We start from the raw sequence: 13,341 nt of genomic DNA on the forward strand, positions 1-13,341 counted from the left end.
AAAATTTTAGAATTTTTTTGATTTTAGCGTTTTTTGTTTCGTTTCGTGGTGGAACGATGGTTAAGCGTTGTTTTTTAAGGAAAATCAATTTCTTTAAGGGAACTCATTTTTTTAAGGAAACTCATTTTTTAAGGAAACTCATTTTTTAAGGAAACTCATTTTTTAAGGAAACTTATTTCTTAAGGAAAATCATTTTTTTAAGGGAAAACTCATTTTTTTAATGAAACTTATTTTCTTTAATGAAACTTATTTTCTTTAATGAAACTTATTTTTTTAAGGGAAAACTCATTTTTTTAATGAAACTTATTTTCTTTAATGAAACTTATTTTTTTAAGGGGATAGGGGGGTATTTTGCACTTTAACTCTCCCCCTTAACCCCCAACTAAATCCCCCTAAGAAGACCGCTTTTTTAGAAAATATCGCTTGCTGCACAAGCTCTTTTATTATTTATCTTAAAAATGCTAAAGCATTTTTTTAAATTCTATCAATTCTATTAAACAGGGTTAAATTTAAAAAAGGGATTGGTTGCGGAGAATGGATTTGAACCACTGACCTTTGGGTTATGAGCCCAACGAGCTACCGGACTGCTCTACTCCGCGATACGCTAATGAAAGAAAAAGAATGGCTGGGGTGCAAGGATTCGAACCTCGGAATGCCAGGACCAAAACCTGGTGCCTTACCGCTTGGCGACACCCCAAAACGATAAAATAATAAAATAAAAGAAACATTATACAAAAGCTTTTTAAAAAAGTCAAGTCAAAATGCTATCATTCCATCATGGAAAACCATTTTGACCCTTTGATTTATGAGCGCTATTTAAAAAAGAGAGAAACCTTTTTGCTGTTTAAAAAAATCGGCCAAATGTCTGCGTTTAACAATCTAAAACTCCAGCTCAAGCAAAAAGCGCTGCTTAATGAGTGCGTGGCTCAAGCTTTAGGGGATTTAAAGCTTGGGTTTAGATACGCTAAAATAGAATATAAAATCCTAAAAATCTATTTCACGCACCCGAGTTTCTTGAAAGCCTTTAAAACAGAAGAAGAGCGCTACACCCACGACTTAAAAACGCATTTTTTAGAAACAAAACAAACGCTCAAAGCCCTAAATTGCCCCTTGGATTTTGCAAGCGTTCAAGCGAGCGTGAAAAAAAGGCCCTACCAAAAACCGGTTTTAAAACCCCCTAAAAAACCGGTTAGCGTGAATGTGAATTGCGAGGGTTTGAGCGCTTTCACCAAAGAGCAATTTTTAAAACTCAAACGCGCTTGTAACGATAATACGCCGCGCACGCCCCCTCAGAGCTGACCATGCAACTGCCGATCGGGTTTTGTGGGGTGCAAGTTGTGGCGAATAGCGAGCAGTCTAGGGGTTTAGAGCCATTTTCAAAACTCAAACGCGCTTGTAACGATAATACGCCGCACACGCCCCCTCAGAGCTGACCATGCAACTGCCGATCGGATTTTGTGGGGTGCAAGTTGTAGCAAATAGCGAGCAGTCTAGGGGCTTAGCGATGCCTTTTAAAATGTCCCCACACTTGCATGCTTTGTTTTCTTTTGTGATTTTGTGGGTTAAATGTTCTTTAAAGACTTTTTCAGCGTCATAAGAGGCAAACTCTTCTTTGAGTTTGAGAGCGGAATGTTTGATATTCCCCAACCCTCTCCATTCAAAATTTTCCCTCACTTCCATGCATGCATGCACTAGCTCTTGCGCTTTTGTATTCCCCCAATAGCTCACCGCTCTTTTGTATTGGATTTCTAGCTTATATTCTTTGTTTAGGGCTTGTTTTAATAGTATTAACACGCTTTCTAATATATCCACCGGCTCAAAACCGCTCACAATGATGGGGAGTTTAAAGTGCTCCACTAAAGGGGCGTAGATTGAAGCGCCGCTGATCACGCTCACATGGCTAGGGGCTAAAAGGGCGTTGATTCGGCATGCTGGATCTTCTAAAATCGCGCTCACGCTTGGAGGCACTAAAATGTGGTTGATGTGGAAAAAAAGATTTTTTAATTTTTCTTTTTTTGCATTCAATAAAACGCTAGCCGTCATGGGCGTGGTGGTTTCAAAACCGATCGCAAAATAAATGACTTTTTTATGCGGGTTTTCTTTAGCGACTTCTAAAGCTTGCATGGGCGAATACAAAAAGCGCGCATCCAGCCCCTTTTCTCTCGCTTGTATCAAACTCCCATAGCTCCCGGGGACTTTCATCATATCCCCTAAACTTAAAATCACGCTATCTTTCATGCTAGCTAGCTCATAAGCTTCATCAAGGCGCGCTCTTGGCATCACGCATACCGGGCAGCCCGGCCCATGCACAAACTCTAAATTTTTAGGCATCAAATCCAAAAGCCCGTATTTCATGATGGAATGCGTGTGCCCTCCGCACACTTCCATGATGACTAATTTTTTTGTGAGTTTGGAAGCGAGTTCTTTGATTGCATTAGAGAGCACTAAAATGGTTTGCTTGTCTCTAAAGGGCGAAATGAGGTGATCAACGCTCATTGTTTTTATTGCGTTTATTCATGCGTTTCGTTCATTTTGGCGATCATTTCTTGATAAAGCTCAATGGATTCTAGGGCTTCTTTTTCATCAATCTTACTCATCACATAGCCGATGTGGAGCAACACATAATCGCCCACTTTAACGGACTCGCCCATTAAATCCAAGCTCGCTTCTCTTTGAACGCCCAAAGTCTCTAAGAGCGCCACATTATCGTTAATGGCTATGACTTTAGAGGGGATCGCTAAACACATTAAAACGAATGCGTGGATTGGTAATTTTCACGCTTTTTCTCTAAAAGGAAGTTTTTAAAATCTTCCAAGCTTTTAGGGTCTTTGGAGCTCATTAAAAAAATAGGCACTTCAGGCTTTAATTTTTGCATGTCTTCTTTGACTTGAGAAACCCTAAAATTAAACACTTCAATCATATCCGCTTTACTGATAATCACCGCATCCGCGCACATGAACATCGTAGGGTATTTTAGCACCTTATCATCGCCCTCTGGGACGGAGAGTAAAACGATATTCATCGCCGCCCCTAAATTATAGCTTGAAGGGCAAACCAAATTCCCCACATTTTCAATGATTAAAAAATCGCTTTTTTCTAACGCTCCCTCATTTTTGAGCAAATCAAACGCCCCTTCAATCATGCTCGCTTCCAAATGGCACGCTTCACCGGTGGTGATCTGATGCGCGCTCACGCCTTTTTTACGCAATCTGTCTGCATCTCTATTGGTTTGCAAATCGCCCTCTACCACGCAAAACTTAAAGTCTTTAAAATCCGCTAGATTTTCTAGCATCGTGGTTTTACCGCTACCAGGAGAGCTCATGAAATTCAACACATACAGCCCTTCTTTTAAATAGCGTTCTTTCATTTCAGCGGCTTTAATGTCGTTTTTACTCAAAATCTTTTCCACGATTTTGACATCTTTTTTACTCAAATTAGGGTTATTTTGTAACGATTCTTTTCGTTGCTCGCTCATGTTCGTTCCTTTTTTTAAAATTTTCGTATTGTAGCGTGCTTAATTAAACGGCTATGATTTAACAACTTCTTTTATCTTCTTGGCTCATCTTTTTAGATCAAAAACATGCTTTACCCTAACCCCTTATCGTCGCTGTCGTTTTTATCTTTTAACACTAATTTAATGATTCTCCATATGATGATTAATAAAATGATGGTTAAAAGCAAATACCAAACATTGATAAAAACGGCTTTCATCATTTGATTTTCCTTATTTTTTACTCAAAGATAGCCTTATGACGCTATTTTCTAAAGCGTCCAAACGATGCAAAACTTGGGCTTCTAGGCTGATTAACGCTCCCTTAGGCATTTCTATTTTTTCATTTTCTACCTCAAAAATGATTTTTCCCTCTAAAACCTGCACGCTGATAGCTCCCGGGGCCTTGTGTTTATCTATGATCGCTCCTTTAGGCATGCAAATGCGGATTTCTTTATGGGAAGAATTTTCATTCAGCGTTTCAATATGAAGTTTCTCAAAACAAACGCCCTCTAAAAAATGAACCATTTTCATCAAAAACTCCTAGTGTGATGTTTTCTTAATTTAGAACTTAATTTAAGAAAGCTAATTTTTTACCCAAAAATTTCTTATAGATTTCTTAAACAATTCTTTATTCTGTTTTTTCCAAAACCTTTTTGGTTTGCAAAGCGATTTCTAGCTCTTCATCAGTAGGGATTCGTAAAACCTGGATTTTGGTGTTAGGTTGGCTCAAATTCACTAGCCCGTTGCCCGGATTGTCGTTGGTAGGCTTGTGTAAAGCGATCCCTAAATTTTCCAACCGCTCGCACACGCTCTCTCTTAAAGCCGAATAATTTTCCCCTAATCCCCCTGTAAAGAGGATCGCATCTACTTTTTTTAAGACTACCATGTAAGCCCCGATATACTTTTTAATGCGATAAGCGCACATTTCAAAAGCGAGCTTGGCTTCTTTATCGCCTTTTTCTTTTCTGGCTTCTATGTTTCTCATTATCCCCACAAATGCCTTTCAAGCCGCTTTCATAATTTAAAATTTTCATCACTTCTTCTAAGCTCTTATTCGCGCATTGCGCAGTATATTCCACGACAGTGGGGTCAATATCCCCACACCTTGTGCCCATAATCAAGCCTTCTAGTGGGGTTAGCCCCATAGAAGTGTCCACGCTTTTACCCTTTTGAATGGCGGCTGCGCTTGAGCCGTTCCCTAAATGCAAACTGATCGCGTTAAATTCCTCATAAGCGATATTCAAAAATTTCGCCGCTTCTTTGACCACATAATGGTGTGAAGTCCCATGGAAACCATAACGGCGGATTTGATACTTTTCATACAATTCATAAGGTAACGCATACATGTAAGCGTAACTGGGCATAGTGGCATGGAATGCGGTGTCAAAAACAGCGATTTGAGGGATATGGGGGTGCGCTTTTTGGACAAATTCAATACCGGCCAAATTCGCCGGATTGTGTAAGGGGGCTAAAATAGAAAGATTGCCAATTTCTTGCATGACTTTTTCATCCACTAGAACTGGGGCATGGAATTTATCCCCCCTTGAACCACACGATGCCCTATAGCGTCAATTTGATTGAAATCTTTGATGATCCCCATTTTCGTCAAACTCTCACGAATCATTAAAAGCCCGCTCGCATGATCTTTAATCACAAGCTTTTCTTTAAGCTCTTGATCGTTATGGTGCAAATGCGATTTGATTTTCAACTGCCCTATTTCTTCGCCGATTTTTTCAGCTAAACCGCTTGCTAAGGGCTTGTTTTCTTTCATGTCAAACAACTTAAACTTAATAGACGAACTGCCCAGATTCAAAACTAAAATTTCCATCATTTCTCCTATCAATAATCTTGCACTTGAAGGGCGCTAATCAAAACGGTGTTAACAATATCTTCCACTAAAGCGCCCCTACTCAAATCGTTAATGGGCTTGTTCAAGCCTTGTAAGATAGGCCCTATCGCCACGGCTTTAGCGCTCCGTTGCACCGCCTTGTAAGCGATATTCCCGGCGTTTAAATCCGGGAAAATAAAAACGCTAGCTTGCCCGGCCACTTGGCTGTTAGGCATCTTTTTCTTCGCTACGCCTTTATCTTATGGAAGCGTCAAATTGTAAAGGACCATCAATTTCTAATTTTGGATCTAACTTTTGAGCGATTTCTCTAGCTTCGTTGATTTTGTCTATCATTTCGCCTTGAGCGGAATTGCCTGTCGCATAAGAAAGCAAGGCCACTTTAGGCGCGATATTGAATTGCTTCGCTGTTTGTGCGGAAGTGGTAGCGATCTCAGCTAATTCTTTAGAGCTAGGGTTAGGGATAATCGCGCAATCCCCAAAAACCAACACTTGAGTGTCCAAACACATTAAAAACACGCTTGAAACCAAACTCACGCCAGGCTTTGTTTTAATGATTTGTAAAGCGGGTCTAATGGTCTCAGCTGTGATTCACCCCAGAAACCATGGCATGCACGTATCCTAAATGCACGAGCATGGTCGCAAAATAAGTCTTATCCAACACTAATTGCTTAGCTTCTTGCTCACTCAATCCCTTTGATTTTCGCAATTCATACAAATGATTAGCGAATTCTTCTCTATAATGAGAAGTGTTGGGATCAATGATTTCTACATTTTCTAAATTCAAGTTCAAATTTTTCGCTTGGGAATTAATAATCTCTTTATCGCCTAATAAAATCAATCCTACTGTGCCCATAGCGTTCAAACGATGCACGGCTTTTAAGATCCTTTCATCTTCGCTCTCTGGTAAAACCACTTTTTTAATCTGTTTTTTAGCCTTTTTTTCCAAGCTCCTTTGAAAGGCTAAAGGGGTAATAATCTCGCTTTTTGTTTGCAACACGCTTTCAACTACGCTCGCTTCTAATTCGCATTGTTGCTTGCAAAGAGACGCGCTCAAAAAATGTGGTTTTTCAAGCATTTCGCCCGCAAATAACCCTACAGCGAAAGGGGATTCTTTTTTGAGAATATAAGAATGCATGGCTTTCAAATATTCCAAACTCGTTTGCGCAACAGCCACCACAGGAGCGTTTAAATGCTTGGCTAAAGTGGTGTTTAAATCTAAAAGAGCGTTTAAGAAAAACTTCGGTGCATACCCCAAGCAAACCACAAAATCATGCGTGGTTTGTAATTCATCATAGCGTTTGAGAATCGTTTCAAATAGTAACTCTTCTTGAGCAGTGCTTACAAGCTCTAAAGCCTTTTGTTTGTCTATGGCACTATGAAACTCTAAAGAGTTCAAGCTCTCGCACTCCCAAAAGCCCTCACACCCCCCACTAATGGGCGAAAACAAGGCGATTTTTTGATAACAAGGCTTTAGCGCTTTTAAAAGGCTCTTACAAGCAGCCCCTAAAACTTCGGTATCCTCTGGGTAAATCCATAAACCCTGCATGCCAATTTCCCTAAAATTATCGTTTTTATTTAATTGTAGCAAAATTTAATTAAACCTAAACGAAACCATAGTTTTAAAAAAACGCTCTTTAAGGAACTCTTTTTGCTTAACTCCAACCATGTAAAATAAAAGAGTTGTTTTAAAGGATAATCATGCCATCTCCTATTAATCCCATTCACACCAACGCAAACGCCAATGCAAGCACTTTAATAAATAGCGGAGCGAAAAACGAAGACACCAAAAACGCCCCTAAAAGCGCATCAAAGGATTTCAGTAAGATCTTGAACCAAAAGATCTCTAAAGACAAAACCGCCCCTAAAGAATCGCCAAATCCTAACGCTTTAAAAGCCACGCCTAAAAACGCTAAAGAGGACGCTAAAACGCTTGAAAAAACCCCTACCCCACATGTTCAAACTCCTAAAGAAATCGCTAAAAGCCAACAAGCCCCTACCTTAAAAGATTGGCTCAACCACAAAAAAACCACCGCCTCGCATGAAGCTCAACATGAGACCCATGAGGCTAATGAAACTAACCCCAAAACCCCTAACGAAACTTTAAACAAGAATGAAAAAAAGCCTAACGAAGTTACTTCTAGCGCTCATCAAACAAACTTGCCTAATAAAAACCCTATAACCCCCACTAATCGCGCTAATAACGCTATCAAAAACCCCACCACCCCAACCCATAACGCTAAAGAGTCAAAAACCCTTAAAGACATCCAAACGCTCAGCCAAAAACATGACTTAAACGCTAGCAACATTCAAGCGGCCACGACCCCAGAAAATAAAACCCCCTTAAATGCGAGCGATCATCTTGCTTTAAAAACAACGCAAACGAGCATTAACCACACCCTTGCAAAGAACGACGCTAAAAACACCGCCAACCTTTCTAGCGTTTTGCAATCTTTAGAAAAAAAAGAATCGCACAATAAAGAACACGCAAACCCCCCTAATAACGAAAAAAAAACGCCCCCTTTAAAGGAAGCTTTACAAATGAACGCTATTAAAAGGGATAAAACGCTTTCTAAAAAAAAGTCAGAAAAAACCCAAACTAAAGCCCAAACTACAGCCCCAAGCATAGTGCCAGAAAATGCCCCTAAAATCCCTCTTAAAACGCCCCCTTTAATGCCTTTAATAGGAGCTAACCCTCCCCCTAACGATAATATTCCAACGCCCCTAGAAAAAGAAGAAAAAACTCAAGAAATAAGCGAAAATAAAGAAAAAACTAAAGAATCTAGTAACAGCGCTCAAAGCGCACAAAACGCCCAAGCTAGCGATAAGACAAGCGAGAATAAAAGCGTTACCCCTAAAGAGACGATCAGGCATTTCACCCAGCAATTAAAGCAAGAAATCCAAGAATACAAACCCCCCATGAGTAGGATCTCTATGGATTTATTCCCTAAGGAATTGGGCAAGGTTGAAGTGATTATTCAAAAAGTGGGTAAAAACCTTAAAGTGAGCGTGATTTCTCACAACAACAGCTTGCAAACCTTTTTGGACAACCAACAAGATCTTAAAAACAGCCTGAACGCTTTAGGTTTTGAAGGGGTGGATTTGAACTTTTCACAAGATTCTTCCAAAGAGCAACCCAAAGAGCAACTAAGAGAGCTATTCAAAGAGCAAGAATCAAGCCCCTTAAAAGAAAACGCCCTAAAAAGCTACCAAGAGAATACAGACCATGAAAACCAAGAAACGAGCATGCAAATCACTCTTTATGCGTGATTTTAAGCAAGTTTGCTCTATAATAAGACATCTTTAACAAGGAAGAGATCATGGCCATTGATTTAGCAGAAGTTACAGGAGCTAAAGCCGCACAAGAAAGGAAAAAAGAACAGCCCACCATCGCTAACGGGTTGGATAAAAACGCTTTCATGAAACTCTTTTTAGAGCAATTGAAAAATCAAGACCCCACCGCTCCTATGGAAACGGATAAGATCATCACCCAAACCGCGCAGCTCACGCAAGTGGAAATGCAAGAAGAAAACAAAAAAACCATGCAAGAAGTCGCCAGTGCCATGAAATCCAATAAAGAAACTAACGAGTCTTTAAAAGACTTTCAAGGCGCTTTAAAAGACACTATGGAAAACCTGAATAAGGGCATGGACGATAGCTTGAAAGCGAATAACGCTTTAAGGGAAGTAACGGCCCTTAATTCGGTGAGCATGATAGGCAAAATCGCTGAAACCGATGTGAGCGGGGCGAATTTTGACGGCAACAACAAGCTTTCTTTTTCGCTCTTTTTTGATGAAAAAATTGACGCTTCTAAAGGAGTGCCAGCGATTCAAATCCTGAATGAAAACAATGAATTAGTCAAAACGATTCCTTTAAAAGATTATAACGGGCAAAAGGGGTATATCAATTTTGAATGGGACGGCACAAACGAAAAGGGCGAAAAAGTCCCTAAAGGCAATTATAAAATCAAGGCTGAATACAATTTAGATTCTCACAGCAAGCAGTATTTGCAAACGCGCATTGGTAGGGGCGAAGTGGAAAGCGTGGTTTTTGATAAAGGCAAGCCCATGCTAAGAATGGGCGAAATGATTTTACCCATAGACAGCGCGATAGAGTTTTACAAGCCGGATCAAAAACCGATTGAACAAAAACCCCAAAAACTCTCGGATCAGAAGCCTCAAAAACCCATTGAACAGAAAGCCCTTGAACAGAAAATCTCTGAACAAAAACCCATTGAACAGAAACCGATTGATCAAAAACTCTCTGATCAAAAACCGCTTGAACAGAAAATCTCTGAACAAAAGCCGCTAGATCAAAAACCGATTGAACAGAAACTCTCTGATCAAAAATCTCTTGATCAAAAACCCCAAACCTCCCCTAAAGAGACAGCATGAACGACACCTTATTAAACGCTTATAGCGGGATTAAGACCCACCAGTTTGGTATTGACAGCCTTTCAAATAATATCGCCAATGTCAATACTTTAGGCTATCGCTCCAATGATCCGGAATTTAAAACCTTGTTTTCTTCGCATCTAGACGCTTTGAACGCCAAATCCGTTGTGGCTAACGACCGAAATTACGGCGTTACAGGCTCAGGCAATGTCCTTTCTAATAAAGATGGGGAATACATGCCAAGCGAGGGGGAATTCCATATGGCGTATCAAGGCAAGGGCTGGTTTGTGATAGGGCCCAATAAAAATGGGGAAATGACCATTAATAAAGACGGCTTTAGCAAAAAACAGGATAATTTTCTAACCCGCGCCGGTAATTTCGCACGAGACGCTGACGGTTATTTAGTAACCCCTGAGGGCTATTATGTCTATGGCATTGATTTGAAAAAAATCAAAGACGGCACGCTCAATTCCACCGCCAGAGATGAAGACATTGAAAAATTGCATGGCAACACCCTTTCGCCCTTACAAATCCCCCAAGATTTGACTTACCAGCCGGTGCTTAGCACGAAAGTGGGTATCAGCGTGAATTTAAACCCTAAAGACCATTTAAAAGGCGTGCAAGATTTTTTCTTAAACGACAAGGGCGAGATTATTAAGGAGCGTTTTTTAAACCAGGATATTAACGCTTTAGCGAATGACGATAACGAGCCCATAGACGCGATCACTAATCGTAAGTTAAACATCAGTATCCAAAAAGAAGATGGCAAAAAAGAGGATTTTGTTTTCACTTATGGGGACGCTGAAAAAGGCGAAAACCAATTCAAAACTTTAGGCGATTTGCAAAAACTCCTTAAAGAAAAAACCGGGCTAGACTTAAACCTCATCAAAAGCGAAAAAGACGCCAAAAGCCCCCCCCTTTTATTAGAGATCGCTAATCCTAGCGAAACGCCTATCACCTTTAGCTTGAGTGGGGGCATTGCGGATAAATTGGGCTTGAAAGCGGACGGAATGGAACTAAAAAAGGGCATTAGCAGGGATTCAGTAGCGATTAAAATCCCTTATTATAGCACAGAAGTGGATATTTATGACAAGGCCGGGGATAAATACTTGCTCCAAAGCGAATATTACATGACCAATTCCAACGATCCCACATCAAGCCCCACGAGTAAAAGGAAAAACCAAACTTGGGAAGTGAAAAGCTACATCGCAGATCCCAAAAACAAAACCCCCATCAATGATCCCACTTGGGAAATTGTCGGCTTTGATTCAGCCACGCACAAAATGAAATCCGCCCCCATGACTTTGGATTTTAAGGGCAATAAGCTCACCTATTCACTAGATAAGAGCGAAAACCATGATTCTAGCGATTTGTCTTACCAAGACTCTAAACTCTTAGAAGCGAGTCAAGACGGCAAGCCTAGGGGTATTTTTAGAGACATGCGCATTGAAGAAAATGGCGTGATTTCTCTAGCCTTTAGTAACGGAGTGGTAGAGCCGGTCGCTCGCATCGGTATTTTAGCTTTCACTAACGATCAAGGCTTAAGGAAAATCGGCGGTAACCTCTATGAAATGCAAGAAGGCACCATTAATGGCGAAAACAGACCCCTAAGCGGTAACCCCATTTTAGGGTGGGACGAAGAGGGCAAGCTCAAGTTTGGGAAAATCAGGCATAAATATTTAGAAACGAGCAACGTGAATGCCGGGAACGCCCTAACCAACCTCATTTTAATGCAAAGAGGCTATTCCATGAACGCTAGGGCCTTTGGCGCGGGCGATGACATGATTAAAGAAGCCATTAGCTTGAAAAAATAAGGGGCTAAAATAAGGAGTGTGGTAAAATACCCTTTTTAATAAGGATATTTAATGATACCCACACAGCTTAATGAAATTGCAGAATTTTTAAAAACAAACCCTTATCATTTGTCCCAACCCTTACAGGATGGGCGCTTAAATCCATCTGTCAATGAAGAAGAAATTTTAAACACCATTAAGGATTATTTTCCTATCCAACTACCAAAAGCCAGAGAGTGGTGGGATTTTAGTTTTGAAGAAAACGATATTTTTTATCCTGTTAATATTAAAACCACCACCACAAAAACCGCTGACAATCTTAATGGTAAATTAGGGATTTATTATGCGTTGTGTGGCTTATTACCGGAATTTAATAACGAAATTGCATGGGAAAAATACTTTCAAGAACTGCATAAAGACTTAGGCAAAAACACCAATAGAGACTATTATTTTTTGATTATCAACAAAAACGATCCTAAAGATATTTTTATCAATTCCTTAAAAGGCATTCAAACTCTTCAGCCAAATGGCAATAACTTGCCCTTTCAATGCAAGTGGGATAACAACAGAGAAATCGCTCAAAGAAACTTTACAGAAAGTAAAAACTTCATCTTAAGCGCTTTAGCCAAAAGTGTAACTCTAAGGGCTAATATTTATTAAGAGAAGTTTTTGGAGAATTTTTTGAATAATTTAGACATTAAAACCTTAGGGCAGGTTTTCACCCCTAAAAATATAGTGGATTTCATGCTCACTCTCAAGCACAATCATGGGAGTGTTTTAGAGCCAAGCGCGGGCGATGGGAGTTTTTTAAAGCGCTTAAAAAAGGCCGTAGGGATTGAAATCGATCCTAAAATCTGCCCTAAAAATGCCCTTTGCATGGACTTTTTTGACTACCCTTTAGAAAATCAATTTGACACCATTATTGGCAACCCGCCCTATGTCAAGCATAAGGATATTGCACCAAGCACCAAAGAAAAACTCCATTACAGCCTTTTTGATGAAAGGAGTAATCTCTACTTGTTTTTCATAGAAAAAGCGATCAGGCATTTAAAACCTCAAGGCGAATTGATTTTCATCACCCCAAGGGATTTTTTAAAATCCACTTCTAGCGTGAAATTAAACGAATGGATTTACAAAGAAGGCGCAATAACGCATTTTTTTGAATTAGGCGATCAAAAGATTTTCCCAAACGCCATGCCTAATTGCGTGATTTTTCGTTTTTGTAAGGGCAATTTCAGTAGAATCACCAACGATGGTTTGCAATTTTTGTGCAAAAAAGGCATTTTGTATTTCCTCAACCAATCTTACACGCAAAAATTAAGCGAGGTTTTTAAGGTTAAAGTGGGGGCAGTGAGCGGGTGCGATAAGATTTTTAAAAATGAAAAATACGGGAATTTAGAATTTGTCACCTCAATCACCAAAAGAACCAATGTTTTAGAAAAAATGGTTTTTGTCAATGAGCCTAATGATTATTTACTCCAGCATAAAGATAGCTTGATGCAAAGAAAGATTAAAAAATTCAATGAAAATAATTGGTTTGAATGGGGGAGAATGCATCACGTATCCCCTAAAAAACGCATTTATGTCAACGCCAAAACGCGCCAAAAAAACCCCTTTTTCATCCACCAATGCCCTAATTATGACGGCTCTATTTTAGCGCTATTCCCTTATAACCAAAACTTGGACTTACAAAACCTCTGCGACAAACTCAACGCTATCAACTGGCAAGAATTGGGCTTTGTGTGCGATGGGCGTTTTTTGTTTTCGCAACGCTCTTTAGAAAACGCGCTTTTGCCTAAAGACTTTTTCAATTAG

11 protein-coding genes, 2 tRNA genes and 2 pseudogenes are annotated in these 13,341 nt (G+C 39.8%); 6 read left to right on the top strand and 9 right to left on the bottom strand.

The genetic code is table 11. The annotated features are described in order from the left end of the window. Window positions 1-522: 522 nt before the first annotated feature. Together QT74_RS06395 and QT74_RS06400 are read right to left on the bottom strand one after the other, a co-directional pair. Window positions 523-599, bottom strand: a tRNA-Met gene (locus tag QT74_RS06395). Between the two features lie 23 nt (window positions 600-622). Next, a tRNA-Gln gene (locus tag QT74_RS06400) sits at window positions 623-697 on the bottom strand. 80 nt (window positions 698-777) lie between these two features. Between QT74_RS06400 and QT74_RS08725 the strand changes: the two genes are divergently transcribed. Beyond that, the gene (locus QT74_RS08725; protein WP_033765513.1) at window positions 778-1,299 is read left to right on the top strand and encodes a hypothetical protein; all 522 of its coding nucleotides are present in this window, start codon (window positions 778-780) and stop codon (window positions 1,297-1,299) included. 84 nt (window positions 1,300-1,383) lie between these two features. Here the strand turns inward: QT74_RS08725 and hypD are convergent, their stop codons facing one another. The 7 genes and pseudogenes from hypD to pta form a co-directional block, all read right to left on the bottom strand. Next, window positions 1,384-2,496, bottom strand: coding sequence for a hydrogenase formation protein HypD (gene hypD / locus QT74_RS06410; RefSeq protein ID WP_033765515.1), 1,113 nt, complete (start codon window positions 2,494-2,496; stop codon window positions 1,384-1,386). A gap of 14 nt (window positions 2,497-2,510) precedes the next feature. Further along, window positions 2,511-2,747 carry a HypC/HybG/HupF family hydrogenase formation chaperone gene (locus tag QT74_RS06415; RefSeq protein WP_000335461.1) on the bottom strand — a complete coding sequence of 79 codons (237 nt, stop codon included), beginning with the start codon at window positions 2,745-2,747 and terminating at the stop codon, window positions 2,511-2,513. After that, complete coding sequence (hypB, locus tag QT74_RS06420) at window positions 2,747-3,475, bottom strand: hydrogenase nickel incorporation protein HypB (RefSeq protein ID WP_033765516.1); 729 nt, start codon at window positions 3,473-3,475, stop codon at window positions 2,747-2,749. The genes QT74_RS06415 and hypB overlap by 1 nt, the downstream gene beginning before the upstream one ends. 110 nt (window positions 3,476-3,585) lie before the next feature. Further along, window positions 3,586-3,714 carry a hypothetical protein gene (locus tag QT74_RS08800; protein ID WP_000973846.1) on the bottom strand — a complete coding sequence of 43 codons (129 nt, stop codon included), beginning with the start codon at window positions 3,712-3,714 and terminating at the stop codon, window positions 3,586-3,588. Between the two features lie 10 nt (window positions 3,715-3,724). Next, window positions 3,725-4,024, bottom strand: coding sequence for a cupin domain-containing protein (locus QT74_RS06430; protein WP_033765517.1), 300 nt, complete (start codon window positions 4,022-4,024; stop codon window positions 3,725-3,727). Between the two features lie 97 nt (window positions 4,025-4,121). Continuing rightward, window positions 4,122-5,336, bottom strand: a pseudogene (locus QT74_RS06435) (acetate kinase). Further along, window positions 5,333-6,888 (bottom strand): annotated as a pseudogene (gene pta / locus QT74_RS08735) (phosphate acetyltransferase). The pseudogenes QT74_RS06435 and pta overlap by 4 nt, the downstream one beginning before the upstream one ends. A 152-nt stretch (window positions 6,889-7,040) precedes the next feature. Between pta and fliK the strand changes: the two are divergent. From fliK to QT74_RS06465, 5 genes are read left to right on the top strand one after another with little or no spacing between them, the layout of a single operon-like run. Further along, window positions 7,041-8,609: a flagellar hook-length control protein FliK gene (gene fliK, locus QT74_RS06445; protein WP_033765518.1), complete on the top strand. Its 1,569-nt coding sequence runs from the start codon at window positions 7,041-7,043 to the stop codon at window positions 8,607-8,609. A 50-nt stretch (window positions 8,610-8,659) separates the two neighbouring features. Further along, on the top strand, window positions 8,660-9,733 hold the full coding sequence (gene flgD, locus QT74_RS06450; RefSeq protein WP_033765520.1) for a flagellar hook assembly protein FlgD: 1,074 nt from the start codon (window positions 8,660-8,662) through the stop codon (window positions 9,731-9,733). Further along, window positions 9,730-11,547 carry a flagellar hook protein FlgE gene (locus QT74_RS06455; RefSeq protein WP_033765522.1) on the top strand — a complete coding sequence of 606 codons (1,818 nt, stop codon included), beginning with the start codon at window positions 9,730-9,732 and terminating at the stop codon, window positions 11,545-11,547. Before flgD ends, QT74_RS06455 begins: the two co-directional genes overlap by 4 nt. 51 nt (window positions 11,548-11,598) lie before the next feature. Beyond that, a complete protein-coding gene (locus tag QT74_RS06460; protein ID WP_033765524.1) occupies window positions 11,599-12,186 on the top strand; it encodes a hypothetical protein in 588 nt (195 codons plus the stop codon). Window positions 12,187-12,195: 9 nt separating this feature from the next. Beyond that, window positions 12,196-13,341, top strand: a complete 1,146-nt coding sequence (locus QT74_RS06465; protein ID WP_033765527.1) for an Eco57I restriction-modification methylase domain-containing protein — start codon at window positions 12,196-12,198, stop codon at window positions 13,339-13,341.

The sequence above is a fragment of the Helicobacter pylori SA213A genome (genome assembly GCF_000476275.1).
Taxonomy (GTDB): Bacteria; Campylobacterota; Campylobacteria; order Campylobacterales; family Helicobacteraceae; genus Helicobacter; species Helicobacter pylori_CL.

What these genes read in the sequence shown, in the direction of transcription:
- QT74_RS08800 (WP_000973846.1), bottom strand. Translation starts at nt 3,714, where the DNA reads ATGATGAAAGCCGTTTTTATCAATGTTTGGTATTTGCTTTTAACCATC.
- hypB (WP_033765516.1), bottom strand. Translation starts at nt 3,475, where the DNA reads ATGAGCGAGCAACGAAAAGAATCGTTACAAAATAACCCTAATTTGAGT.
- fliK (WP_033765518.1), top strand. Translation starts at nt 7,041, where the DNA reads ATGCCATCTCCTATTAATCCCATTCACACCAACGCAAACGCCAATGCA.
- QT74_RS06430 (WP_033765517.1), bottom strand. Translation starts at nt 4,024, where the DNA reads ATGAAAATGGTTCATTTTTTAGAGGGCGTTTGTTTTGAGAAACTTCAT.
- flgD (WP_033765520.1), top strand. Translation starts at nt 8,660, where the DNA reads ATGGCCATTGATTTAGCAGAAGTTACAGGAGCTAAAGCCGCACAAGAA.
- QT74_RS08725 (WP_033765513.1), top strand. Translation starts at nt 778, where the DNA reads ATGGAAAACCATTTTGACCCTTTGATTTATGAGCGCTATTTAAAAAAG.
- QT74_RS06415 (WP_000335461.1), bottom strand. Translation starts at nt 2,747, where the DNA reads ATGTGTTTAGCGATCCCCTCTAAAGTCATAGCCATTAACGATAATGTG.
- hypD (WP_033765515.1), bottom strand. Translation starts at nt 2,496, where the DNA reads ATGAGCGTTGATCACCTCATTTCGCCCTTTAGAGACAAGCAAACCATT.
- QT74_RS06460 (WP_033765524.1), top strand. Translation starts at nt 11,599, where the DNA reads ATGATACCCACACAGCTTAATGAAATTGCAGAATTTTTAAAAACAAAC.
- QT74_RS06455 (WP_033765522.1), top strand. Translation starts at nt 9,730, where the DNA reads ATGAACGACACCTTATTAAACGCTTATAGCGGGATTAAGACCCACCAG.